General features: G+C 73.2%; 18 protein-coding genes. 15 read left to right on the top strand and 3 right to left on the bottom strand.

What is annotated here, in order from left to right; all coding sequences use genetic code 11:
- Positions 1 to 208 precede the first annotated feature (208 nt).
- From LIU39_RS24725 to LIU39_RS24710, 4 genes are all read left to right on the top strand, one after another.
- Positions 209 to 955 carry a response regulator transcription factor gene (locus LIU39_RS24725; protein ID WP_227049078.1) on the top strand — a complete coding sequence of 249 codons (747 nt, stop codon included), beginning with the start codon at positions 209 to 211 and terminating at the stop codon, positions 953 to 955.
- A gap of 15 nt (positions 956 to 970) precedes the next feature.
- Entirely contained in the window at positions 971 to 2,386 is a 1,416-nt protein-coding gene (locus LIU39_RS24720) for a HAMP domain-containing sensor histidine kinase (protein ID WP_227049077.1), read from the top strand.
- Positions 2,387 to 2,608: 222 nt separating this feature from the next.
- A complete protein-coding gene (locus LIU39_RS24715) occupies positions 2,609 to 2,812 on the top strand; it encodes a cold-shock protein (RefSeq protein ID WP_227049076.1) in 204 nt (67 codons plus the stop codon).
- A gap of 7 nt (positions 2,813 to 2,819) precedes the next feature.
- The gene (locus LIU39_RS24710; RefSeq protein WP_372464031.1) at positions 2,820 to 4,370 is read left to right on the top strand and encodes a DEAD/DEAH box helicase; all 1,551 of its coding nucleotides are present in this window, start codon (positions 2,820 to 2,822) and stop codon (positions 4,368 to 4,370) included.
- 54 nt (positions 4,371 to 4,424) lie between these two features.
- Here the strand turns inward: LIU39_RS24710 and LIU39_RS24705 are convergent, their stop codons facing one another.
- Positions 4,425 to 5,423 carry a TAXI family TRAP transporter solute-binding subunit gene (locus LIU39_RS24705; RefSeq protein WP_227049074.1) on the bottom strand — a complete coding sequence of 333 codons (999 nt, stop codon included), beginning with the start codon at positions 5,421 to 5,423 and terminating at the stop codon, positions 4,425 to 4,427.
- A 121-nt stretch (positions 5,424 to 5,544) separates the two neighbouring features.
- On the opposite strand from LIU39_RS24705, the gene LIU39_RS24700 reads away from it, so the two are divergent.
- The 4 genes from LIU39_RS24700 to LIU39_RS24685 all read left to right on the top strand — a co-directional run bounded on the left by LIU39_RS24700 (position 5,545) and on the right by LIU39_RS24685 (position 9,837).
- Complete coding sequence (locus tag LIU39_RS24700) at positions 5,545 to 6,003, top strand: RrF2 family transcriptional regulator (protein WP_227049073.1); 459 nt, start codon at positions 5,545 to 5,547, stop codon at positions 6,001 to 6,003.
- 132 nt (positions 6,004 to 6,135) lie between these two features.
- On the top strand, positions 6,136 to 7,473 hold the full coding sequence (locus LIU39_RS24695) for an acyl-CoA dehydrogenase family protein (protein ID WP_227049072.1): 1,338 nt from the start codon (positions 6,136 to 6,138) through the stop codon (positions 7,471 to 7,473).
- A gap of 56 nt (positions 7,474 to 7,529) precedes the next feature.
- Positions 7,530 to 9,047: a tRNA (N6-isopentenyl adenosine(37)-C2)-methylthiotransferase MiaB gene (miaB, locus tag LIU39_RS24690; protein ID WP_227049071.1), complete on the top strand. Its 1,518-nt coding sequence runs from the start codon at positions 7,530 to 7,532 to the stop codon at positions 9,045 to 9,047.
- Between the two features lie 76 nt (positions 9,048 to 9,123).
- Complete coding sequence (locus LIU39_RS24685) at positions 9,124 to 9,837, top strand: class III extradiol dioxygenase subunit B-like domain-containing protein (protein ID WP_227049070.1); 714 nt, start codon at positions 9,124 to 9,126, stop codon at positions 9,835 to 9,837.
- Positions 9,838 to 10,039: 202 nt separating this feature from the next.
- Here the strand turns inward: LIU39_RS24685 and LIU39_RS24680 are convergent, their stop codons facing one another.
- Positions 10,040 to 10,414 (bottom strand): hypothetical protein, encoded by a 375-nt coding sequence (locus LIU39_RS24680; RefSeq protein WP_227049069.1) that lies wholly within the window; start codon positions 10,412 to 10,414, stop codon positions 10,040 to 10,042.
- A gap of 261 nt (positions 10,415 to 10,675) precedes the next feature.
- Here LIU39_RS24680 and miaA point away from each other — a divergent pair, with 261 nt between their 5' ends.
- From miaA to hflX, 6 genes are all read left to right on the top strand, one after another.
- Positions 10,676 to 11,614, top strand: coding sequence for a tRNA (adenosine(37)-N6)-dimethylallyltransferase MiaA (miaA, locus tag LIU39_RS24675; protein WP_227049068.1), 939 nt, complete (start codon positions 10,676 to 10,678; stop codon positions 11,612 to 11,614).
- A gap of 107 nt (positions 11,615 to 11,721) precedes the next feature.
- A complete protein-coding gene (locus LIU39_RS24670; RefSeq protein ID WP_227049109.1) occupies positions 11,722 to 12,291 on the top strand; it encodes a hypothetical protein in 570 nt (189 codons plus the stop codon).
- Between the two features lie 67 nt (positions 12,292 to 12,358).
- Positions 12,359 to 13,234 carry a diaminopimelate epimerase gene (gene dapF / locus LIU39_RS24665; RefSeq protein WP_227049067.1) on the top strand — a complete coding sequence of 292 codons (876 nt, stop codon included), beginning with the start codon at positions 12,359 to 12,361 and terminating at the stop codon, positions 13,232 to 13,234.
- Positions 13,235 to 13,420: 186 nt separating this feature from the next.
- Positions 13,421 to 15,781 (top strand): RelA/SpoT family protein, encoded by a 2,361-nt coding sequence (locus LIU39_RS24660; protein ID WP_227049066.1) that lies wholly within the window; start codon positions 13,421 to 13,423, stop codon positions 15,779 to 15,781.
- Between the two features lie 186 nt (positions 15,782 to 15,967).
- Positions 15,968 to 17,488: a M1 family metallopeptidase gene (locus LIU39_RS24655; protein ID WP_227049065.1), complete on the top strand. Its 1,521-nt coding sequence runs from the start codon at positions 15,968 to 15,970 to the stop codon at positions 17,486 to 17,488.
- 191 nt (positions 17,489 to 17,679) lie between these two features.
- Positions 17,680 to 19,167 (top strand): GTPase HflX, encoded by a 1,488-nt coding sequence (gene hflX / locus LIU39_RS24650; RefSeq protein ID WP_227049064.1) that lies wholly within the window; start codon positions 17,680 to 17,682, stop codon positions 19,165 to 19,167.
- 103 nt (positions 19,168 to 19,270) lie between these two features.
- On the opposite strand, the gene LIU39_RS24645 is transcribed toward hflX, so the two are convergent.
- On the bottom strand, positions 19,271 to 20,461 hold the full coding sequence (locus LIU39_RS24645; protein ID WP_227049063.1) for a trypsin-like serine peptidase: 1,191 nt from the start codon (positions 20,459 to 20,461) through the stop codon (positions 19,271 to 19,273).
- 275 nt (positions 20,462 to 20,736) lie between these two features.
- Between LIU39_RS24645 and LIU39_RS24640 the strand changes: the two genes are divergently transcribed.
- On the top strand, positions 20,737 to 22,128 hold the full coding sequence (locus LIU39_RS24640) for a diaminobutyrate--2-oxoglutarate transaminase family protein (protein WP_227049062.1): 1,392 nt from the start codon (positions 20,737 to 20,739) through the stop codon (positions 22,126 to 22,128).
- Positions 22,129 to 22,348: the final 220 nt, after the last annotated feature.

Below are 22,348 nucleotides of genomic sequence, written 5' to 3'. Positions count from 1 at the left end.
GGATAACGATCCGGCCGCGGAGCGTAACAATCCGGCCGCGCTGGGCCCGATACCGCGAGCCGGCCGGACGCCGGGCGAGGGGCCCTGCGGGCGCGGGCGTACCGGCTGCGTAACGGATGGCGTCCGTGAGGTGACCGCCCCTTGACGCGCGCACCCTCCATCGCGGTAGATGCCCTGTGGCCCGTGCACGCTATCGAGAGGGAGGCCGATGAGACTGCTGCTCGTCGAGGACGACGACCATGTCGCAGCGGCCCTGTCCGCGGTGCTGGCCAGGCACGGCTTCACCGTCGTCCACGCCCGCAACGGGGAGGAGGCCCTGCAGGCCCTGCTCCCCGACGCCGCCGAGCCGTTCGCCGTGGTGCTGCTCGATCTCGGCCTGCCCGACCAGGACGGATTCGAGGTCTGCGGCCGGATCCGCAGGATCTGCGCCACCCCCGTCATCATGGTCACCGCACGCTCCGACGTGCGCTCCCGCATACACGGCCTCCACCTCGGCGCCGACGACTACGTCGTCAAGCCCTACGACACCGGCGAACTGCTCGCCCGCATCCATGCCGTGAGCCGGCGCACCCCGGTCGCCGGCGCCGAGCCGCACCCCGAGGAGAGCGGCCCCGCCGACCCGCTGCGGCTGGGCACGGTCACCGTCGAACTGCCCACCCGCCAGGTGTCTGTGGCAGGGGTCGCGGTGCCGCTGACCCGCAAGGAGTTCGACCTGCTGGCGCTGCTCGCCCAGCGCCCCGGTGTGGTCTTCCGGCGGGAGCAGATCATCAGCGAGGTGTGGCGCACCAGTTGGGAGGGGACCGGCAGGACCCTTGAGGTGCACATCGCCTCGCTGCGCGCCAAGCTGCGGATGCCCGCGCTGATAGAGACGGTCAGAGGGGTCGGCTACCGCCTGGTGGTCCCCGGCTCCGGCGCAGCGCCCGCCACCCGGCCGCCCGCATTGCCGAACCGCTGACGGCCGCGCCCCTCCATGCGCACCCGACTCCTCCCGCTGCTGATCGTCCTGCTCGCCGGGGTGCTGCTCGCGCTCGGCATCCCGCTCGGGGTGATCACCGCAGGGGTGGAACAGCAGAAGGTGGTCGTCGACCGCATCGACGACGCCGCACGGTTCGCGTCCCTCGCCCAGTTCGTCACCGCACGCCCCGACGCGGACGGCACCGCGGGCGGCATCGACGAGGACGAGAGGCGGGCCACCCTCGGCAGCGAACTGGCCCGCTACCACGACCTGTACGGCATACGGGCCGGCGTCTTCTACCGTGACCGCTCGCCGATGGCCGCGGCCCCCGGCGGCTGGCGGATACCGCACGAGGGCGAGGGCGACCAGGCGTTCAAGGAGGCGCTGGCCGGTCACCGCAGCCACGACCCCGGCCAGGTCTGGCCCTGGGACGACGACGGCCGCATCCCGGTCGCCTCACCCGTCGTGCGCGACGGCGACGTGGTGGCGGTGGTCTTCACCGACTCGCCCACCGGGCAGATGCGCGCCCACACCCTGCGCGGCTGGCTGCTGATCGCCGCGGGCGAATGCGCGGCCATGCTCGCCGCCGTCGCCGCCGCGTTCCGGCTCACCGGCTGGGTACTGCGCCCGGTACGGGTGCTGGACGCGGCCAGCCACGACATCGCCACCGGCCGGATGAAATCCCGCGTCGCCGCCACCGCGGGACCGCCCGAACTGCGGCGCCTGGCCCGCTCGTTCAACGAAATGGCCGACCACGTCGAAGAGGTTCTGGAACAGCAGCGCGCCTTCGTCGCCGACGCCTCCCACCAGCTGCGCAACCCGCTCTCCGCGCTGTTGCTGCGCATCGAGCTGCTGGCGCTCGAACTCCCCGAGGGGAACGAGGAGATCGCCTCGGTCCGCACCGAGGGCAAGCGGCTGGCCCGGGTCCTGGACGACCTGCTCGGCCTCGCGCTCGCCGAGCACACGGCGGCCGACCTCCAGCTCACCGACGTCGCCGCACTGGCCGCCGAACGGGTCGACTCCTGGCGCCCGCTGGCCGACGACAAGGAGGTGCACCTGACGTACGAGGGGCACAGCGCCGTCACCGGATGGGCCGACCCGGTCGCGCTCTCCAGTGCCCTGGACGCCGTCGTCGACAACGCCCTGAAATTCACCCCGCCCGGCGGCCCGGTCACGGTGCGTGTCGCGCCGGACGGGGACGGCGTGCGGATCACCGTCGCGGACGGCGGCCCGGGGCTCACCGAGGACGAACTCGCCCGCATCGGCGACCGGTTCTGGCGCAGCGGCCGCCATCAGAACGTCTCGGGCTCCGGTCTCGGCCTGTCCATCACCCGGGCCCTGCTCGCGGCCGGCGGCGCCGGCATCGACTACGCCCCGCACGAGCCGCAGGGCCTGCGGGTCACCGTCACCGTGCCGCGGCACGCCCCGTGAGACGCCCTGTGGCGGTGGCCACGTTCCCTGGGGCGCGCCGGAGACCTGTGCTAGTGTGAATGCCGTTGCAGTTGTGGTACCCATGAACTTTGTGTGCGCCCGGAGGCTGGAAGCCCCGGGCGTTCATTGTTTTCCGGACCTTTATCCGGTGTGGGGCAATCATCTCGGCGACGTGGAGTCCGCGAAGTGCGGCCTCCGGTTTGCCCCATGAAGGAGAAAATTATGGCTTCCGGCACCGTGAAGTGGTTCAACTCGGAAAAGGGCTTCGGCTTCATCGAGCAGGACGGCGGCGGCCCCGACGTCTTCGCCCACTACTCGAACATCAACTCCCAGGGCTTCCGTGAGCTCCAGGAGGGCCAGAAGGTCTCGTTCGACGTGACCCAGGGCCCCAAGGGCCCGCAGGCGGAGAACATCAGCCCCGCCTGACACCCACGTGTCTCGCGGACGGGGCCCGCACCGGCCAGCCCGGTGCGGGCCCCGTCCCGTATGCGCAGGACACTCGCCTGCGAGCAGTACCGCGTCCCCCCGTACACCTCGGTCCCCGAGCGCTGTCACACGGGTGAGTGCGCGGCCGGCACGACCACGCCTCACCTCCCCAGAAGGGTCTTCAGTGACACGAGCGACCGCACCGCGACAGAGCGCCGCACCCAGCACGTCCCCCCGGACGCCGCCCCCCGCGCCAGTCAGCTCCTTCGACGAGCTTCCGCTGGCCCCGGCCCTCCTCACCGCGCTGCGTGCGCAGGGTGTCACCGAGCCGTTCCCCATCCAGGCGGCCACCCTCCCCGCGACGCTCGCCGGCCGTGACGTGCTCGGCCGCGGCCGCACCGGATCGGGCAAGACCCTCGCCTTCGGCCTCGCGATGCTCAGCCGCACGGCGGGCCGTCGGGCCGAGAGCAAGCGCCCGCTCGCCCTCGTCCTCGTTCCCACCCGCGAACTCGCGGGACAGGTCGCCGAGGCGCTCACGCCCTACGCCAAGGAACTGGGCCTGCGGATCGCCACCGTCGTCGGCGGCACCTCGATCAACCGCCAGGTCGACGCGCTGCGCCGCGGCACCGAAGTCCTGGTCGCCACCCCCGGCCGGCTCGCCGACCTCCTCGACCGCCGGGCCTGTGCCCTCGACAAGGTCACCGTCACGGTCCTCGACGAGGCCGACCAGATGACCGACATGGGCTTCCTGCCGCAGGTCACCCGCCTGATGGAGAAGGTCGACCCGAACGGGCAGCGGATGCTGTTCTCGGCGACCCTCGACCGCAACGTCGACAAGCTGGTGCGCCGCTTCCTGACCGACCCGGTCACCCACTCCGTGGACCCGTCGGCCGCCACCGTCACGACCATGGACCACCACGTCCTGTACGTCGACGACACCGACAAGCGCGCCACCACCACCGAGATCGCCGCCCGCGAAGGCCGCGTGATCATGTTCGTGGACACCAAGCGCGGCGCCGACCGGCTCCCCAAGCACCTGCTCGCCCAGGGCGTGCGCGCCGCGGCGCTGCACGGCGGCAAGTCCCAGCCGCAGCGCACCCGCACCCTGGAGCAGTTCCGCACCGGCCAGGCGTCCGCGCTGATCGCCACCAACGTCGCGGCCCGTGGCATCCACATCGACGGCCTCGACCTCGTCGTGAACGTGGACCCGCCGACCGAGGCCAAGGACTACCTGCACCGCGGTGGCCGCACCGCCCGCGCGGGCGAGTCCGGCACCGTCGTCACCCTCGTCACGCCGGGCCAGCGCCGCGACATGACCCGGCTGATGCGCCAGGCGAAGATCACCCCGGACACCGCCAAGGTCCGCCCGGGGGACGCCGACCTGATACGGATCACCGGCGCCAGGACACCGACCGGCGAACCCGTCGTGATCACCGCGCCCGCTGCGGCCCCGTCCGCGGGCTCGCGCCCCGGTGGCGGCGGCAGTGCGGGCGGCGGGCGCCGGCGCCCGCGCCGCAGCAGGCCGGCCCGCCGTCCCACCAGGGCTCCCCGGGCCTGACGCGCACCCGGGGCGGGCCGCCGGTCTCACCGGCGGTCCGCCTGCTGTCCGCACTCAGGGTTTCGCCGACACGTAGTAGCGCCGGGCCCCCTCGTGGAGCGGCAGCGGATCGGTGAACACCGCCGTCCGCAGGTCCACCCGCTGGGCGGCGTGCACCTGCCGCCCGATCGCGTCCCGGCTGTTGATGACGGTCCGGGTGATGCCCTCCGTGCGGGCTGCGCCCTCCCGGTCCGTCGTCACCAGCAGATTCGCCACTGCGATCGTCTTCACCGTCTGCCCGTCCTGGGCCCGCGGATAGGCGTCGGCCGGCATCACCGCGGCCCGGTAGTAACGGGTCGGAGGGCCCTGCCGGTGCAGCGCGCCGAGCAGGTCGCCGAGCTGGACCAGCCGCACCGGGAAGCGGTCCTCCAGATGCTGCACGGCGGCGGTGGGCAGCCCGCCGGACCAGAAGAAGGCGTCCAGCTTTCCCGTCCGCAGCAGCTCGGGCATCCGGTCGATGCCGACCCGCACCGGCTCGATGTCCGTGTCGAAGTCCAGGCCCGCGGCCTTCATGAGCCGCCGGGTGATCAGCTGGACCCCCGAACCGTCGGCGCCCACCCCCACCCGCAGCCCGCCCAGTTCCGTCGCCGAGCGCAGCCGCGACGTCTTGGGCACCACCAGCTGCATGTAGTCGTCGTACAGCCGCGCGCAGGCCCGCAGCGAGCCCGCGCCCTTCTCTCCACGGGCCTGGTAATCGGAGACCGCGTCGGCGGTCGCGATGGTGAACGCGGCTCTCCCGGAGGCCAGTTGGCGCAGGTTGTCGACCGAGCCCTCGCTGCGCGTCAGCCGCAGGTCGAGGTCCGGCATGTCGTGCGCCAGATCCTGCTGGAGCAGCTCCCCGTAGCGTGCGTACACGCCGGTCGGCACGCCGGTCGCCAGCGTCACCTGCCCGCCGCGCGACGGTGCGGAGCCCGGGGACAGCAGCCACCACAGGAGCAGTCCGAGCACGACCAGGACGGCGGCCGCGACGCGGAGCGTGCGGCGGCCGGCGGGGCGGGCGAGTGCGGTGACCATGAGCGGATACTGCCAGCACCTGCGGGGCCCCGGAAGACTTCCGCGCGAGCCGCGTGGGCGGGCGCTGCGGCGGGCGGGCCCGGCGGGCGGCCCGGCCTGGCCGCTGCGCGATAATGCCGGTATGCGGATCTCAGCCAGGGCGGACTATGCGGTGCGGGCCGCGCTGCAGCTCGCGGCGGCCGGGGAGACGGGTCCGCTGAAGGCCGAGGCCATCGCCGATGCCCAGGACATCCCGCACAAATTCCTGGAGGGCATCCTCAACGACATGCGCCGCGGGGGCCTCGTCGTCAGCAGGCGTGGTGGCAGCGGTGGTTACCGGCTGGCCAAGGACGCGCAGGACATCAGCATCGCGGACGTCATCCGGGTCATGGAGGGCCCTCTGGTGTCGGTACGCGGCGTCCGCCCGCCGGAGTTGGCGTACTCAGGGCCTGCGCGGTCGTTGCTGCCGCTGTGGATCGCGCTGCGGGCCAACGTGCGTCAGATTCTGGAAGGCGTCTCACTCGCCGACGTCGCCGCGTCCGAGCTGCCCGGCGAGGTGTCCGAACTGGCCGAGGCCCCCGAGGCGTGGACGAACCCGTAACGCGTCCGGATGGCAAGACGGTGCTGTCCAACCCTTGAACTCCTCTTGCTCTGACGGGATTCGGCACCGCATTCTCTGATTCCCTACTAATTCAGTGGGGAAACTGGGAAACGCATCCGGGAGGAGGCGCACGTGCCCCGCACGAGCCGTGCCAAGGCCGCGCGTCACGCCCCGGCCACCCCCGCAGGGACGGTGACCGGCGCCACGCCGCAAGAGCTCGCCCCCGCAGCGCCCCGCCCCAACACCCCAGCGGACGACGGGACCTGGGCCCGCGTCATCCACGAGGTCGCCGACGATCTCGCCGTCGACGCACTCGCCCGCGACCGGGCGGGCAAGCCTCCCCACGACGAGGCCGGACGGCTGCGCGAGGCCGGCCTGCCGGCCCTGCTGACCCCGCCCGCCACCGGCACCGGAGCCGACTGGCGGACGGCCTGCGCGGCCCTCCGCGAGATCGCCGCCGCCGACGGCTCCATCGGTGAACTGCTCGCCCGCCACTACGTCCTGTCCTGGAGCGCCCGCCTCTTCGGCACCCCGGAAAGTGCCCGGGGCGTGGAACGCCGGGCACTCGACGGACGCTGGCTGTGGGCCGGGGACGTGAGCCTGCCGGACGCCGACCGCACACCGGAAGCGGACGTCGGCCTGACGCTCACCCCGGCCGGCGACGGCTACGTCCTCGACGGACAGAAGTCCTTCGCCGCTGGTGTCACCGTCGCCGACCGGCTGCTCATCGGCGCACCGGACGCCCGCACCGGCGAATCGGTCATCGTGGCCGTGGATCCGTACCACCCCCGCGCGACGGTCGACCCGGCCCACGACCGGCTGGGGCAGCGGCTCACCGGCGCCGGCACCGTCCGCTTCGACGGCGTCCCCGTCCCCCCGCACGACGTGGTGGCCACCGTGCCGCGTGACGAGCACGACGTACCGCCCCGTGCCACGCTCGCCCCCCTGGCGCTGCGGCTCGCTCTCGTCCACGTCGGCCTGGGCATCGCGGAAGGCGCGCTGGCCGAGGCGCGCGACGTCATCCGCCGCGGCGCCCCGCCCGTCTGGGCCGCCGTCGAGCCGGACGGCAGCGTCTGCGAGACCGGGCCGGGCGGCGATCCCTACCTCCTGCTCCACTACGGGGAGCTGGTCACCGCCGCACACGCCGCCGCCTCCGTCGCCGAACCCGCGACCCGGGCCCTGGCCGGCGGCCTGCTCGCGGGGCAGGGGCTCGGTGTCGAGGAGCGCGCCGAGATCGCCGTCCTCGTCGCCGCCGCCGAAGCCGTCACCCACCGCTCCGCCCTGCACATCACCACCCGCCTCCTGGAACTCACCGAAGGCGCGGCCCCTTTCGCCGACGACCCCGGTCTCGACAGGTTCTGGCGCAACGCCCGCGTCCTGACGGCACGGGAAGCCTCTCCCCGCAGGTTCCGCGACATCGGCGACCACTACCTGAACGGCGCCCAGCTGCCGCTGACGCTGCGGGGCTGACCCCTGTCCCGGCCGCCCGGGAAAGTGCGCTCCCCGCGCCCCCTTACCCTTGAGGGATGACCAGCAGCAGTGACCGGAGCCATGGCGTGGGCGTTCAGCGAAGTTACGAGATCCGCACCTACGGGTGCCAGATGAACGTCCACGACTCCGAGCGGCTGTCGGGCCTCCTGGAGGACGCCGGATACGTTCCCGCGCCCAAGGACGCCGACGGCGCCGATGTCGTCGTCTTCAACACCTGCGCGGTGCGGGAGAACGCCGACAACCGGCTCTACGGCAACCTCGGCCAGCTCGCCCCGAAGAAGGCCGGACGGCCCGGCATGCAGATCGCCGTCGGCGGCTGCCTCGCCCAGAAGGACCGCGACACCATCGTCAAGAAGGCCCCCTGGGTCGACGTGGTCTTCGGGACGCACAACATCGGGAAGCTGCCGGTCCTCCTGGAGCGCGCCCGCGTCCAGGAAGAGGCGCAGGTCGAGATCGCCGAATCCCTCGAAGCCTTCCCCTCGACCCTCCCCACCCGCCGCGAGAGCGCCTACGCGGCCTGGGTCTCCATCTCCGTCGGCTGCAACAACACCTGCACCTTCTGCATCGTCCCCGCGCTGCGCGGCAAGGAGAAGGACCGGCGGCCCGGCGACATCCTCGCCGAGGTCGAGGCACTGGTCGCCGAGGGCGTCAGCGAGATCACCCTGCTCGGCCAGAACGTCAACGCCTACGGCTCCGACATCGGCGACCGCGAGGCGTTCAGCAAGCTGCTGCGCGCCTGCGGAAAGATCGAGGGCCTGGAGCGGGTCCGCTTCACCTCCCCGCACCCCCGCGACTTCACCGACGACGTCATCGCCGCCATGGCCGAGACTCCCAACGTCATGCCGCAGCTGCACATGCCGCTCCAGTCCGGCTCCGACCGGGTCCTCAAGGCCATGCGCCGCTCCTACCGCCAGGAGCGCTACCTCGGCATCATCGGGAAGGTGCGCGCCGCGATGCCGGACGCCGCCCTGTCGACCGACATCATCGTCGGCTTCCCCGGCGAGAGCGACGAGGACTTCGAGCAGACCCTGCACACGGTCCGCGAGTCCCGCTTCGCCCAGGCGTTCACCTTCCAGTACTCCAAGCGCCCCGGAACCCCGGCGGCCGACATGGACGACCAGATCCCCAAGGCCGTCGTCCAGGAGCGCTACGAACGCCTGGTGGCCCTCCAGGAGGAGATCTCCTGGGAGGAGAACAAGAAGCAGGTCGGACGCACCCTGGAGGTCCTGGTCGCGGAGGGCGAGGGGCGCAAGGACGACGCGACCCGCCGCCTGTCCGGCCGCGCGCCCGACAACCGCCTCGTCCACTTCACCCGCCCCGATGAGCCGGTACGCCCCGGCGACATGGTGACCGTGGACATCACCTACGCCGCCCCGCACCACCTCCTTGCCGAGGGCCCCACCACCTCCGTACGCCGCACCCGCGCGGGCGACGCCTGGGAGAAGCGCAACGCCGCCCCCGCGCCGCAGTCCACGGGCGTGATGCTGGGCCTCCCGACGGTCGGAGCCCCGGCGCCCGCACCGGCAGCCGCACCGGGCTGCGGCTGCAGCTGACCCCACCCGGGCCGCTCCGCCCCGCGAGGCGGAGCGGCGGACCGGCGTGATCGGGGCGGGAGTTACGCTGCGTGGCATGCTCGTAGCCGCTGCCCTGTGCCCGTGCCCGCCCCTGCTCGTCCCCGAGGTCGCCTCCGGCGCCGCCGCCGAGCTGGACAGCCTGCGCGCCGCCTGCTTCGACGCGGTCGGCGTGCTCGCCGCCGCCCGGCCCGACCGGCTGGTCGTCATCGGTCCCGCGGAACAGGCAGGACGCGGCCCGTACCCGCAGGGCGCCACCGGCTCCTTCCGCGATTTCGGCGTGCCGGCCGAGGTGCGCCTGGGCGCGGCGGAACGAACCCCGGAACGCCCGCTGCCGCCCTCGCTCGCCGTCGGCGCCTGGCTGCTCTCCCGTACGGACTGGGCCGACGCACCCGTCGAGGGGCTGGGGGTGGGGGAGCCGCTGTCCCGGGACCGCTGCCTGCCGGTCGGCCGCGAGATCGCCGTCTCATCGGCCCGCGTGGCGCTGCTCGTGATGGGCGACGGCAGCGCCTGCCGCACGGTGAAGGCGCCCGGCTACTTCGACGAACGGGCCGAGCCCTTCGACGCCGAGGTGGCCCGTGCCCTGGGCGCCGCCGACACCGACGCGCTGACCGCGCTGGACGAAGAGCTGGCCGCCGGACTCAAGGCGTCGGGCCGGGCCTGCTGGCAGGTCCTCGCGGGCGCCGCCCAAGCAGGCACCCCGCTCCGCGGCGAGCTGCTGTACGACCAGGCGCCGTACGGGGTGGGGTACTTCGTCGCGGCGTGGTCCTAGGCCCACCGGCCGCCGGCACGGGCACAGCAGCGGGAACGGCCGCGAGCGGGGTGCTCGCGGCCGTTCGCGTGGTGCGGGGGCTCCCGGGCCGGGCGCGTGGTGCCGGGCCGTCCGTGGCGGACTCAGCGGCGCGGCCCTTGCGGGGCTGCCGGCGGGCGTGACGGGCGGTGCAGGCCCCGTGGGCGCCGCCGCCCGTCGCCGCCTACTTACGGGCGCCGTCACCGGCCTCCCGGTCGGCCGCCGCAGCGGCGGACTGCTGCCGGGGAATCCCGGTGCCCTCGGCCCCTTCCTCGGCGGACCCGGCTTCCGCGGATCCGGCCTCGGCGGCCTCTTCCTTCCCGGTCGCGCCCGCTCCGGTTCCGTCCTTTCCGGGCTCGCCCTCTCCTGCCCCGGCTTCTTCGCTCCCGCCTACCGCGGCCGCCGGCTCCGGCGCCTTCGCAGGCTCCTCGGCCGCCTCGGACGCGGTCTCCTCGCTGCGCCCGGAATCCGTGGTGCTTTCCTGGCCCGCGGCGCTTTCCTGGCCCTCGGTGTCCCCCGCGGCCCCGGTGTCGTCACCGGTTTCCTCCGTGGCGGTCACGGCCGGTGCGGCCGCTTCCTCCGGTGAGGATCCGGACGGACGCCGACCGAACCAGGAGAACCGCGAAAAAACACCCATATCTGCTCCAACCCCTACCGATGTGGCGGATTTCCCGCGCCGCCCGGGGCGTGCCCTTGCGCCGCCCACGGGGCGCCGGCCGCACGCCGATGCCCGGGATCCCGCAACAGGCAACGACCTCCGTAGGTGCCCCGTCACGTCGCTCATTCGGGGTCGGTGCCCGATGTTTGCGAGACTGGCGCCGTGAACACCGCAGTTCCCGCTCCGCGGGTCATCGCCGTCGTCGGCCCCACCGCGGCCGGAAAGTCCGATCTGGGCGTCGCACTCGCCCGGCAGTTGGGCGGCGAGGTGATCAACGCCGACTCCATGCAGCTCTACCGCGGCATGGACATCGGCACGGCCAAGCTGACTCCTCAGGAGCAGCAGGGTGTACCGCACCGTCTCCTGGACGTCTGGGACGTCACCCGGGCCGCCAACGTCGCCGAGTACCAGCGGCTGGCCCGCGCCGAGATCGACCGGCTGCTCGCCGATGGCCGCACCCCCGTCCTCGTGGGCGGCTCCGGCCTCTACGTGCGCGGTGCCATCGACACCCTCGAATTCCCCGGCACCGACCCGGCCGTCCGCGCCCGCCTGGAGGACGAACTGGCCGAGCGGGGCAGCGGCGCGCTGCACGCCAGGCTCGCCGCCGCTGACCCCGAGGCCGCCGCCGCGATCCTGCCCGGCAACGGCCGCCGCATCGTGCGCGCCCTGGAGGTCATCGAGATCACCGGCCGCCCCTTCACCGCGAACCTCCCCGGCCACGAAGCCGTCTACGACACCGTGCAGATCGGCGTCGGCGTCGACCGGCCCGAACTCGCCGACCGGATCGCCCGCAGGGTGGACCGGATGTGGGAGGCCGGCCTCGTCGACGAGGTGCGCGCCCTGGAGGCCGCCGGACTGCGCGAGGGCCGGACCGCGTCCCGGGCGCTTGGCTACCAGCAGGTGCTCGCGCAGCTGGCGGGGGAGTGCACCGAACAGGAGGCCCGCGAGGAGACCGTGCGCGCCACCAAACGGTTCGCCCGGCGCCAGGACTCCTGGTTCCGGCGTGACCCCCGGGTCCACTGGCTCAGCGGCGCGGCCGACGACAGGGAGGAACTTCCCCGCCGCGCGCTGGCGTTGCTCGAACGACCGGTCACAGCCTGATCACGTCATGGCATCGGGACGCTCCGGCCGTCATCCGGGCCCCTGCGCGCGTGTCATCATCGACCTTCGATCGAGCGTGCAGTCTGCGGCAGGGAGGGCGCGTGGCAATGGAGGCCGGCCCTCGTAACAGAGCGCAGCAACCGGACCGGGAAGGCACCGGCACGGCGGCGTACGACGACCCCGCGGCGTCGCACCGCACGGACCCCACAGACGGGCATCCGGCCCCCGTCGGCCGCCCCCCGGCGCTCGGCGACCCCACCATTCTGGACGCACCGGGCACCGCCGCCCTGGACGACTCGGACAGCCCCGACGCGGACCGGCCGGCGCCCGAGGGCGGCGAGTCCTTCCGCGAGCTGCGTCCGCCCCGGCGGCTGCGCCTGTGGCAGCTCGCGCCGGTCGTGGCGCTCGGCACCCTCGGCTCGCTGATGTTCGCCTTCCCGCTCGCCTTCGAGTTCGGCGGTGACGGCGGCGCGGTGATCGCGATGCTCGGCCTGCTGCTGTGCTGCTGCGCCGCCGGCGGAGGCATGATGGCCGCCCGCCGCGTCGGCCAGACCTGGCCAGGACTGCCCGCCCGCGGCTCGGGGCGCCGTGCGGACTGGCGCGTGGTGCTCGTCTACACCGCCGTGGTGGGGGTCCTGGCGGCCCTCGCCATCTGGCGCGTCGCCCGGCTGCGCTGACCCGTAGGGCACCGCCACCGGAGGACCGCCCACGCCACCCGCCCCGCAGGCCCCGTACGATTCCAGGGTGAGCACCGCAGCGCGTATCGACTTCCTCAAGGGCCACGGCACCGAGAACGACTTCGTGATCGTTCCCGACCCGGACGGCCTCCTGGAGATGACCCCGGACGCCGTCGCCCGGATCTGCGACCGGCGGGCCGGCATCGGCGGCGACGGCATGCTCCGGGTCGTACGGTCCGCCGCGCACCCCGAGGCGCGCGCGATGGCCGACGAGGCCGAGTGGTTCATGGACTACCGCAACGGCGACGGCTCGATCGCCGAGATGTGCGGCAACGGCGTCCGCGTCTTCGCCCGCTACCTCCTGCACGCCGGCCTGGCCGAGGCGGGCGACCTCGCCTTCGCCACCCGCGCCGGTGTCCGCCGGGTCCACCTCGGCAAGACCGGGGACGTCACGGTCGCCATGGGCCGCGCCGAACTTCCCGACGCGGGCGTCGTGGTCACGCTCGGCGGCCGCAGCTGGCCGGCCCGCAACGTCAACATGGGCAACCCGCACGCCGTCGCCTTCGTCGAGGACCTCGGCCACGCGGGCGACCTGTACGAGGTGCCGCCGTTCAGCCCAGCAGCGGTTTATCCCGGCGGCGTCAACATCGAGTTCGTCGTCGACCGCGGTCCGCGCCATGTGGCGATGCGGGTGCACGAGCGCGGCTCCGGCGAGACCCGCTCCTGCGGCACGGGCGCCTGCGCGGTCGCCGTCGCCACCGCCCGCAGGGACGGCGTCGACCCCGCACGTACCGGCCTGCCCGTCACGTACACCGTCGACGTGCTCGGCGGCAGCCTGTCGATCACCGAACTGCCGGACGGCACCGTCGAGATGACAGGACCGGCCGTGATCGTCGCCGAGGGCACCTTCGACCCGGCCTGGCTCGACTCCGCGCTCGCCTGACGCACACCGTGGCGGCCGTCCCCGAGGAGATACGGGGGCGTCCGCGGAAATCGCTCGAACGGGTGATCCGTTTCACGCTGGGGGAGAGGTGGACGGCACCGCGTGGTGGGCTCGGTAGCATCAAGCACCGGCCCGGCCGCCCAACTGGCGGCGTGCCACCGCCGGTCGACGCCGCCGGAGGTGCCCATGAGCGCAGAGGCCACTAACCCTGGTAACCCTGGAGCGGCGAGCCGTAAGCGCGGCCGCGCGCGGCTTGAGCTGCACGGACTGCGCAGGATCGGCCGTGCGGCGCTGCTGGGACCGGCCCCGCGCGACGGCCTGCCCGACGCCCTGGAACACGTCGCCAAGGTGCACCGCGGCCACCATCCGGACGCCGACCTCGACATCCTCAGCAAGGCGTACGTCCTCGCCGAGTCCTCGCACCGCGGCCAGATGCGCAAGAGCGGCGAGCCGTACATCACGCACCCGCTCGCCGTCACCCTCATCCTTGCCGAACTGGGCGCCGAAACCACGACGTTGACCGCTTCGCTGCTCCACGACACCGTCGAGGACACCGAAGTGACGCTCGATCAGGTCCGCGCGGCGTTCGGCGACGAGGTCTGCTATCTCGTCGACGGTGTGACCAAACTGGAGAAGGTCGACTACGGCGCGGCGGCCGAGCCGGAGACCTTCCGCAAGATGCTGGTCGCCACCGGCAACGACGTCCGCGTGATGTCCATCAAGCTCGCCGACCGGCTGCACAACATGCGCACCCTCGGGGTGATGCGCCCCGAGAAGCAGGCCAGGATCGCCAAGGTCACCCGTGAGGTGCTGATCCCGCTCGCCGAACGCCTCGGCGTCCAGGCACTCAAGACCGAGCTGGAGGACCTGGTCTTCGCGATCCTGCACCCCGAGGAGTACGCCGCCACCCGGCGCCTGGTCGCGGAGTACGCAACCCGGCCCGATCCGCTCGCCGCCCTCGCCGCCCGGGTGCGCGGCACCCTCGCCGAGGCCGGCATCGACGCCGAAGTGCTCGTGCGGCCACGGCACTTCGTCTCCGTGCACCGCGTCCGGGGGAGCCGTGGCGAGCTGACCGGCGCGGACCTCGGACGGCTGCTCGTCCTGGTCACCGAGGACGCCGACTGCTACGCCGTACTGGGCGAACTGCACACCTGCCTCACTCCCGTGATCTCCGAATTCAAGGACTTCATCGCGGCCCCCAAGTTCAACCTCTACCAGTCGCTGCACACCGCGGTGGCCGGCGAGACGGGCGAGATCGCCGAGACACTGATCCGCACCCACCAGATGCACCGCGTCGCCGAGGCCGGCGTGATCGCCCTGGGCAACCCGTACACCCCCACCGACGGCCCCGAAACCCCCGAGGGCGAACGCGCCGACCCGACCCGCCCCGGGTGGCTCTCCCGGCTGCTGGAGTGGCAGAGCGCCACCCCCGACCCCGACACCTTCTGGACCTCGCTGCGCGACGACCTCGCCCAGGACCGGGAGATCACGGTCTTCTGCACCGGCGACCCGCTCCCGGGGGCCGGCGGCGCCATCGGGCTGCCCGCCGGGGCGAGTTGCGTGGACGCCGCGTACGCGCTGCACGGCGAACCGGCGCACTGCTGCATCGGCGCCCGGGTCAACGGCCGCCTCGCGACGCTGTCCACGGTCCTGCGCGACGGCGACAGCCTGCACCTGCTGATGGCCCCGGACTCCGCGGCGGGCCCCTCGCCCGAGTGGCTGGAACACGCCCGCACCCCCGCGGCCCGGCTCGCCATCTCCCGGTGGCTGGCGGACCGGCCGGAGCGCCCCGGTGAGGGAGCGACCCCGGGGGAGGCCGAAGGCGGCGGAGCGGAACCGGGGACGCGGCCGCCCGCCACCGGCCAGGAGGACGCGGCGTCCGCCGGTCGTCTCCGCCCCGCCGTTCCCCCGCCCGCCGCCGCAGGCACCACGGGCCGGACCAGGCCTCCGGCCGCCGCAGCCGGCGAGCACACCGACCCCACGGGCCTTCACGGCCCCACGGAACAGCCCGGCCCCGACGACCGGACGGGCCCGCTGCCGGCCGCTCCCTCCTCCGGGTGCGGCCCCGCGTCCGTCCTCGCGGTGGCCGACCTGCCCGGTGCCGCCGTCCGCCTCGCCGGCTGCTGTACGCCGGTGCCGCCCGATTCCGTCACCGGATTCGCGGTGCGCGGTGGCAACGTCACCGTGCACCGCGCGCTGTGCCCCGTGGTCGCGCGGATGGCGGCCACCGGCCGGCAGCCCGTCGACGTGAGCTGGCGGGTCGCGGGACACACCGGCCACGGCTGCCGGGTCACCCTGCTCGCCGAGGCGTTCAGCCGCCCGCATCTGCTGGCCGACCTCACCGAAGTCATCGCCGTCCAGGGCGCCGCAGTGGTCTCCGCCGCCGTGGAACCGCCGCACGAGCAGCGGGTCCGCCACACGTACACCCTCCACCTGCCCGACGCCGCCGAACTGCCTTCCCTGATGCGCGCGATGCGCCAGGTCCCCGGGGTCTTCGACGTCCTGCGGGCGGGCCGCGCCGCCCCGGCCGCCGCCGCCCGCCCGTAGGGAGCGACTCGTTCGGTCCGCTCCAGGAGAAACGTCACCGCGGCGGACTCCGGAGTGGCCTGTCACCGAACGGACGCCCGGCGATCCGGCCGCGCATACGGGCCGCACGCCGCAGCCCCCGCCCGTTCGGGTGCCGTGCTGCCGTGCCGTCCCCGGGGCGGGGAGCCGCGCTGATAGCGGTAGCCCATGCCGCTTTCCTCGCGCCGCGCGTCCGGCGAAGCCCACCGCCCCGCCCGTGTCCTGCCGCCCGCCCGCCGCCCGTCCCGGGCCGCCCGCCGCACCCTCGCCCTCGCGCTGGCGGCCGCCGCCGTGATCGGCGCCGCGGCACCCGCCGCCCCCGGGGCACGCGGTATCGGCGACCGGCTCTTCCCCACGCTCGGCAACCCCGGCTACGACGTCACGTCCTACGACATCGCGCTCGACTACCCGGGCCGCAACGACCGGCCGCTGACCGCCGTCACCGAAATCACCGCACGCGTCACCACCGAACTGGACCGCCTCAACCTCGACTTCGCCCGCGGAGCCGTCCGTTCCGTCACTGTCGACGGCCTGCCCGCCCAGCACGCACAGCACGGCGAGGACCTGGTGGTCACCCCCCTCTACCACCTCGTGCCCGGCCAGGAGGTGAGCATCGTCGTCCGGCACACCAGCGACCCGCGCGGCCCCGGCGACGGCGGCTGGATCCGGACCACCGACGGGCTGGCGATGGCCAACCAGGCCGACGCCGCCCACCGCGTCTTCCCCTGCAACGACCACCCCTCCGACAAGGCGTTCTTCACGTTCCACATCACCGCGCCCCGGAAGCTGACCGTCGTCGCCAACGGCCTGCCCGCCGGGCGCCGCGACCGCGGACCGCGCCGCACCTGGACGTACCGCACCGCCCACCCCATGGCGACCGAGCTGGCGCAGGTCTCCATCGGGACGTCCGACGTGCTCATCCGCCGCGGGCCGCACGGCCTGCCCGTCCGCGACGTGGTGCCTGCGGCGCACCGCAAGGCTCTCGCGCCCTGGCTGGCCAAGACACCCGCCCAGATCGCCTGGATGGAACGGAAGGTCGGCCGCTACCCGTTCCCGCTGTACGGGGTGCTGATCGCCGACGCGCAGACCGGCTTCGAGCTGGAGACGCAGACCCTGTCGCTCTTCGAGAAGGGCCTGTTCACCTCCGGGCACTGGCCCGCCTGGTACGTCGAGTCGGTGATGGTGCACGAGCTGTCCCACCAGTGGTTCGGCGACAGTGTCAGCCCGCACCGCTGGTCCGACCTCTGGCTCAACGAAGCCCACGCCACCTGGTACGAGGCGCTCTACGCCCAGGAGAAGGGCGGCATGAAGCGGGCCTCTCTGGAGACCCGGATGCATCATGCGTACCAGTTGTCCGACGGCTGGCGCGCCGCCGGCGGACCGCCCGCCGCGCCGAAGCCACCCGTCCCGGGCAAGAAGATCAGCATCTTCCGGCCGGTCGTCTACGACGGCAGCGCCCTGGTCCTGTACGCGCTGCGCCAGAAGATCGGCCCGGCCGCCTTCGACCACCTGGAGCGCAGCTGGGTGGCCCGGCACCGCGACGGCACCGCAAGCACCGCCGACTTCGTCGCCCTGGCATCGGAGGTCTCCGGGCACGACCAGTCCGGCTTCCTGCACGCCTGGCTCCACGGCAGGAAGACCCCGCCGATGCCCGGCCACCCGGAGTGGACGTCCTTGCGCGCCAAGTGAGCGACGGCCGCCGCGCCCACCCGGGAAACGCCGGGAAACCCGCGTGACGGCTCTCACCCGCCGTGCGACCATCGTCGGGTCGACTCCGGGGGCCCGGGAATCTCCGGCGCGCGCCGGACGTTGACATCACCGACAGTCCCAGCGGGGCCGACCGGCCTCCCCGAGGACTTACCGACGACACAAAGGATCAAATGACCTCCTCTTCTTCCCTTCCGCAGGACCGACAGCGCCTCCCCGAGAGCCTTCGGGCCGACGCCCTGATGGAAGAGGACGTCGCCTGGAGCCACGAGATCGACGGGGAGCGTGACGGCGACCAGTACGACCGATCGGCGCGCGCCGCGCTGCGCCGCGTCGCAGGTCTGTCCACCGAGCTGGAGGACGTCACCGAGGTCGAGTACCGCCAGCTCCGCCTGGAGCGCGTGGTGCTCATCGGCGTCTGGACCTCGGGGACGGTGCACGACGCGGAGAACTCCCTCGCCGAGCTGTCCGCACTCGCCGAGACGGCGGGCGCCATGGTGCTCGACGGCGTCATCCAGCGCCGCGACAAGCCGGACCCGGCCACGTACATCGGCTCGGGCAAGGCTCTGGAGCTGCGCGACATCGTGCTCGAATCCGGCGCCGACACCGTGGTGTGCGACGGCGAGCTGTCCCCGGGCCAGCTGATTCACCTGGAGGACGTCGTCAAGGTCAAGGTGGTCGACAGGACCGCCCTGATCCTCGACATCTTCGCCCAGCACGCCAAGTCCCGTGAGGGCAAGGCGCAGGTCTCCCTGGCGCAGATGCAGTACATGCTGCCCAGGCTGCGCGGCTGGGGCCAGTCGCTGTCCCGTCAGATGGGCGGCGGCGGATCCAGCAGCGGCGGCGGTGGCATGGCCACCCGTGGCCCCGGTGAGACCAAGATCGAGACGGACCGGCGCCGGATCCGCGAGAAGATGGCGAAGATGCGCCGGGAAATCGCGGAGATGAAGACCGGCCGCGACATCAAGCGCCAGGAACGCCGGCGCAACAAGGTCCCCTCGGTCGCCATCGCCGGCTACACCAACGCCGGCAAGTCCTCCCTGCTCAACCGCCTCACCGGCGCCGGAGTGCTGGTGGAGAACTCCCTGTTCGCCACCCTGGACCCGACCGTCCGGCGGGCCGAGACGCCCAGCGGGCGGCTCTACACCCTCGCCGACACCGTCGGATTCGTCCGGCACCTGCCGCACCACCTCGTCGAGGCGTTCCGCTCCACGATGGAGGAGGTCGGCGACTCCGACCTCATCCTGCACGTCGTCGACGGTTCGCATCCGGTGCCGGAGGAGCAGCTGGCCGCCGTGCGCGAGGTGATCCGCGACGTCGGCGCTTCGGACGTGCCCGAGATCGTGGTCGTCAACAAGGCGGACGCCGCCGACCCGCTGGTGCTGCAGCGCCTGCTGCGCCAGGAGAAGCACGCCCTCGTGGTCTCGGCCCGTACCGGCCAGGGCATCACGGAGCTGCTGGAGCTGCTGGACGAGGAACTGCCGCGTCCCGAGGTCGAGATCGAGGCGCTGGTGCCCTACACCCAGGGCGCCCTGGTCTCGCGGGCGCACGCCGAGGGCGAGGTCATCTCCGAGGAGCACACCGCGGACGGCACGGTCCTCAAGGCGCGGGTCCATCAGGAACTCGCCGCCGAATTCCAGCCGTTCGTCCCGGCTGCGTAACGCCGGGGCGCACACGGCGCCGTACGACGCAAGGCCCGCACCCGGTCTCCCGGGTGCGGGCCTTCGTGCCGCGGCGGTGCCGCGTCATGGCATCAGGCCGTCATCAGCCCTTGGCCGCCCACTTCTTGCTCATCGTCTCGAACATGGTCTTGGCCTCCGGGCCGAGGTGCGGGCCGGCCGACCAGCGGGCCGGGCGCGGGCCCATCGACATGTTGGAGATCAGTTCCGGCTGGCCGTCGGCACCCTTGGCGAACCAGGGGCCGCCCGAAGAACCGCCGGTCATGGTGCAGCCGATCCGGTACATGGTCGGCTTCTGCGCCTCCATCGACAGGCGGGTCGGCTTGTCGGTGCACTGCTCCTGCACCGCACCGTCGAACGGCGCCTCGGCCGGGTAGCCCTGGGCCGTCAGGCTCGGGATCTTGGCCATCGCGGGTGCGTTGAAGTCGACCTTGTACGCGCCGCCGGCCACCTCCTCCAGCGACTTGCCGCCGGTGCTCTCCTCCGGCTTCACGTGCATCAGCGCGAAGTCGTACGGAGCCATCGGCACGCCGGGCACCGCGCCGCCGCCCTTGATCCACTGGTCGGACGTCGCCATGTCATCGGCCCACCACTTGCCCGACGGGACACGGTCCTCGAACGGGGTGGTCTTCATCTTGGTGGCCGGCGCGCCGTTCCGGTTGAAGTTCGGCACGAACATCATGTTGCGGTACCAGCCGCCGTTCTCACCGGCGTGCACGCAGTGCGCCGCGGTCCACACGAGGTTGGACTTGCCCGGGTGCGCCGGGTCCTTGACGACCGTCGCCGAGCAGCGCGACTCGCCCTTGGGGGTGCTGAACAGCAGCAGGCCGACACCGGGAGCGGTGGAGGTGTACGGGGTCTTGACCGGCTGCGCCTGGACCGCGGCGGGCTCGGGGTCGGTCTTGCCCTGGTCCTCGGAGATGTCCTCGGGCTTGCTCGGGTCCTGCGGCGGCTTGACCTTCTCGATCTTGTCAGGGTTCCAGAAGTTCTTGATGATCGGGTTGATGAACTCCCCGGCCTCCCGGAGCCACTTGTCCTTGTCCCAGTTCTTCCACTCGCCGTTCTTCCACTTGTCGAGATCGACGCCGTGCGCCTTCAGCTTCTCCTGGATGTCCTTGGGGATCTTGATCTCGGTCCCGCCCGTGGAGTCCTGCGCCGCGGACTCGCTGGGCTTGGCATCCGCGTTGTCGCTCTCGGGGCCGCAGCCGGTGGCGGTGAGCGCCACGACGGCGGTGAGAGCGGCGGCGGCCAGGACTGGCCGACGTATGGATCGCATGGGTGAACTCCCCCTGATGACATCGATCTGAGCTTGTGCGGAATTACGCCGATTTCGGTGCTTGTCATGCACCTCAAGATCCTGGCGCAGGACCCCACTATGCCGTTGACCGCGGGGACATCGGAACTCGGGCCCCTGGTTCCGGCCTGCAAGGATCTTGCCGGTGACCGTGATCCTCTGAGGGAATCGTCGTTGGTACGTATGGGGGATACCCGGGCTGCTCCCCAGGGCCCGCGCGCATCCGAGCAGCACACCAGCAGGAGGACACAACTGCCGTGGCGTTGACCGAAACCGTGCCGACGGCCCCGCCGCCGGTCCATGAAGGGATCCTGCGCCGGCAGGCCCTGCGTGAGTCCGCCGCCCGCACCTACGCGCGCTCCCTGCCGATCGTCCCGGTGCGCGCCCGCGGGCTGACGATCGAGGGCGCCGACGGCCGGCGCTACCTCGACTGTCTCTCCGGCGTCGGCACCCTCGCCCTCGGGCACAACCACCCCGTGGTGCTCGAAGCCATCCGCACGGCCCTGGACTCCGGGGCTCCGCTGCACGCCCTCGACCTGGCCACCCCGGTCAAGGACGCCTTCACCACCGAGCTGTTCGCCACCCTGCCCGGTGAGTTGGCCGAAAAGGCGCGGATCCAATTCTGCGGACCGGCCGGCACGGACGCCGTCGAGGCCGCCGCCTGCCTCGTACGCACCGCCACCGGCAGGGACGGCCTGCTGGCCTTCTCCGGGGCCCGCCACGGCACGACCATCGGAGCGCCCGCGGCACCCGGCGGATCCCGGCGGACCGCAGTGACCCGACTGCCCCACCCCGACGCCCACCGCTGCCCGCCCGGCACCGGCGAGCGCGGCGCCGGCCTCGCCACGCGCTGGACCGAGCACCTCATCGACGACCCGGAGAGCGGCATCCCGCACCCGGCCGGCCTGATCGTCGAACCGGTCCAGGGCGAGGGCGGCGTCATCCCCGCGCCGGACAGCTGGCTGCGGCGGATGCGCGCGACCACCGCGGCCCGCGGCATCCCGCTGATCGTCGACGAGGCCCGGACCGGCGTCGGGCGCACCGGCACCTTCTGGGCCGTCGAACACAGCGGCATCGTCCCCGACGTCCTCGTGCTGTCGAAGGCGATCGGCGGCAGCCTGCCGCTCGCGGTGATCGTCCACCGCGAGGAACTGGACTGCCGCCGGCCCGGCGCGCACCACGACGTCTTCCGCGGCAACCAACTCGCCATGGCCGCAGGCAGCGCCACCCTCGCCTACGTCCGCGAGAACGGCCTCGCCCGGCGCGCCGCCGACCTCGGCGCGCGGATGCTCGCCCAGCTCGGCACGCTCGCCGCCGCCCACCCCTGCATCGGCGACGTCCGCGGCCGCGGACTCATGATCGGCGTCGAACTGATCGACCCCGAGGCCGCACCGGACGCCACCGGAGCCCGCCCCGCCGCCCCTGACCTCGCCGCCGCCGTCCAGCGCACCTGCCTGGACCGCGGCCTGATCGTCGAACCGGGCGGCCGCCACGGCGCCGTCATCCGGCTGCTGCCACCCCTGACCATCACCGACGAACAGGCGGACGCGATCCTCGACCGCCTCGCCGACGCCATCGCGGCGGCGGTCCGCATGACCCCCGGGCCGACGGGCTCGTCCCCCACGACAATGCGAGGCACTTCCCGATGAACGAACGCCCCGGCCCCGACGGAATCCCGGCCGCCGCCCACCACCAGGGCGCGGACACGATCGAACCGGCCGTACCGCGCCAGCAGCGCCGCGCCGCGGACGGCGCATGCCACACGCCGGCGGACGACAGGCCGCCGCACACCGCGAGCCCCGCCCCGCTCACGCCTCCCGCGCCGCCACCGGCTCCTCCGCCGGCTCGTCCACCGGCTGTTCCGCGGCC

It is taken from the genome of Streptomyces pinistramenti (assembly GCF_020564935.1).
In the GTDB taxonomy this organism is placed as follows: domain Bacteria; phylum Actinomycetota; class Actinomycetes; order Streptomycetales; family Streptomycetaceae; genus Streptomyces; species Streptomyces pinistramenti.
The sequence above is the reverse complement of the archived record's forward strand: the minus strand, read 5'-3'. Positions and strand labels throughout refer to the sequence as shown.

Bases quoted from the DNA above. Each gene is read 5' to 3' on its own strand.
- LIU39_RS24725 (WP_227049078.1), top strand. From the start codon at position 209: ATGAGACTGCTGCTCGTCGAGGACGACGACCATGTCGCAGCGGCCCTG.
- LIU39_RS24685 (WP_227049070.1), top strand. From the start codon at position 9,124: ATGCTCGTAGCCGCTGCCCTGTGCCCGTGCCCGCCCCTGCTCGTCCCC.
- LIU39_RS24655 (WP_227049065.1), top strand. From the start codon at position 15,968: ATGCCGCTTTCCTCGCGCCGCGCGTCCGGCGAAGCCCACCGCCCCGCC.
- LIU39_RS24720 (WP_227049077.1), top strand. From the start codon at position 971: ATGCGCACCCGACTCCTCCCGCTGCTGATCGTCCTGCTCGCCGGGGTG.
- hflX (WP_227049064.1), top strand. From the start codon at position 17,680: ATGACCTCCTCTTCTTCCCTTCCGCAGGACCGACAGCGCCTCCCCGAG.
- LIU39_RS24700 (WP_227049073.1), top strand. From the start codon at position 5,545: ATGCGGATCTCAGCCAGGGCGGACTATGCGGTGCGGGCCGCGCTGCAG.
- LIU39_RS24715 (WP_227049076.1), top strand. From the start codon at position 2,609: ATGGCTTCCGGCACCGTGAAGTGGTTCAACTCGGAAAAGGGCTTCGGC.
- LIU39_RS24705 (WP_227049074.1), bottom strand. From the start codon at position 5,423: ATGGTCACCGCACTCGCCCGCCCCGCCGGCCGCCGCACGCTCCGCGTC.
- LIU39_RS24670 (WP_227049109.1), top strand. From the start codon at position 11,722: ATGGAGGCCGGCCCTCGTAACAGAGCGCAGCAACCGGACCGGGAAGGC.
- LIU39_RS24645 (WP_227049063.1), bottom strand. From the start codon at position 20,461: ATGCGATCCATACGTCGGCCAGTCCTGGCCGCCGCCGCTCTCACCGCC.
- LIU39_RS24660 (WP_227049066.1), top strand. From the start codon at position 13,421: ATGAGCGCAGAGGCCACTAACCCTGGTAACCCTGGAGCGGCGAGCCGT.
- miaB (WP_227049071.1), top strand. From the start codon at position 7,530: ATGACCAGCAGCAGTGACCGGAGCCATGGCGTGGGCGTTCAGCGAAGT.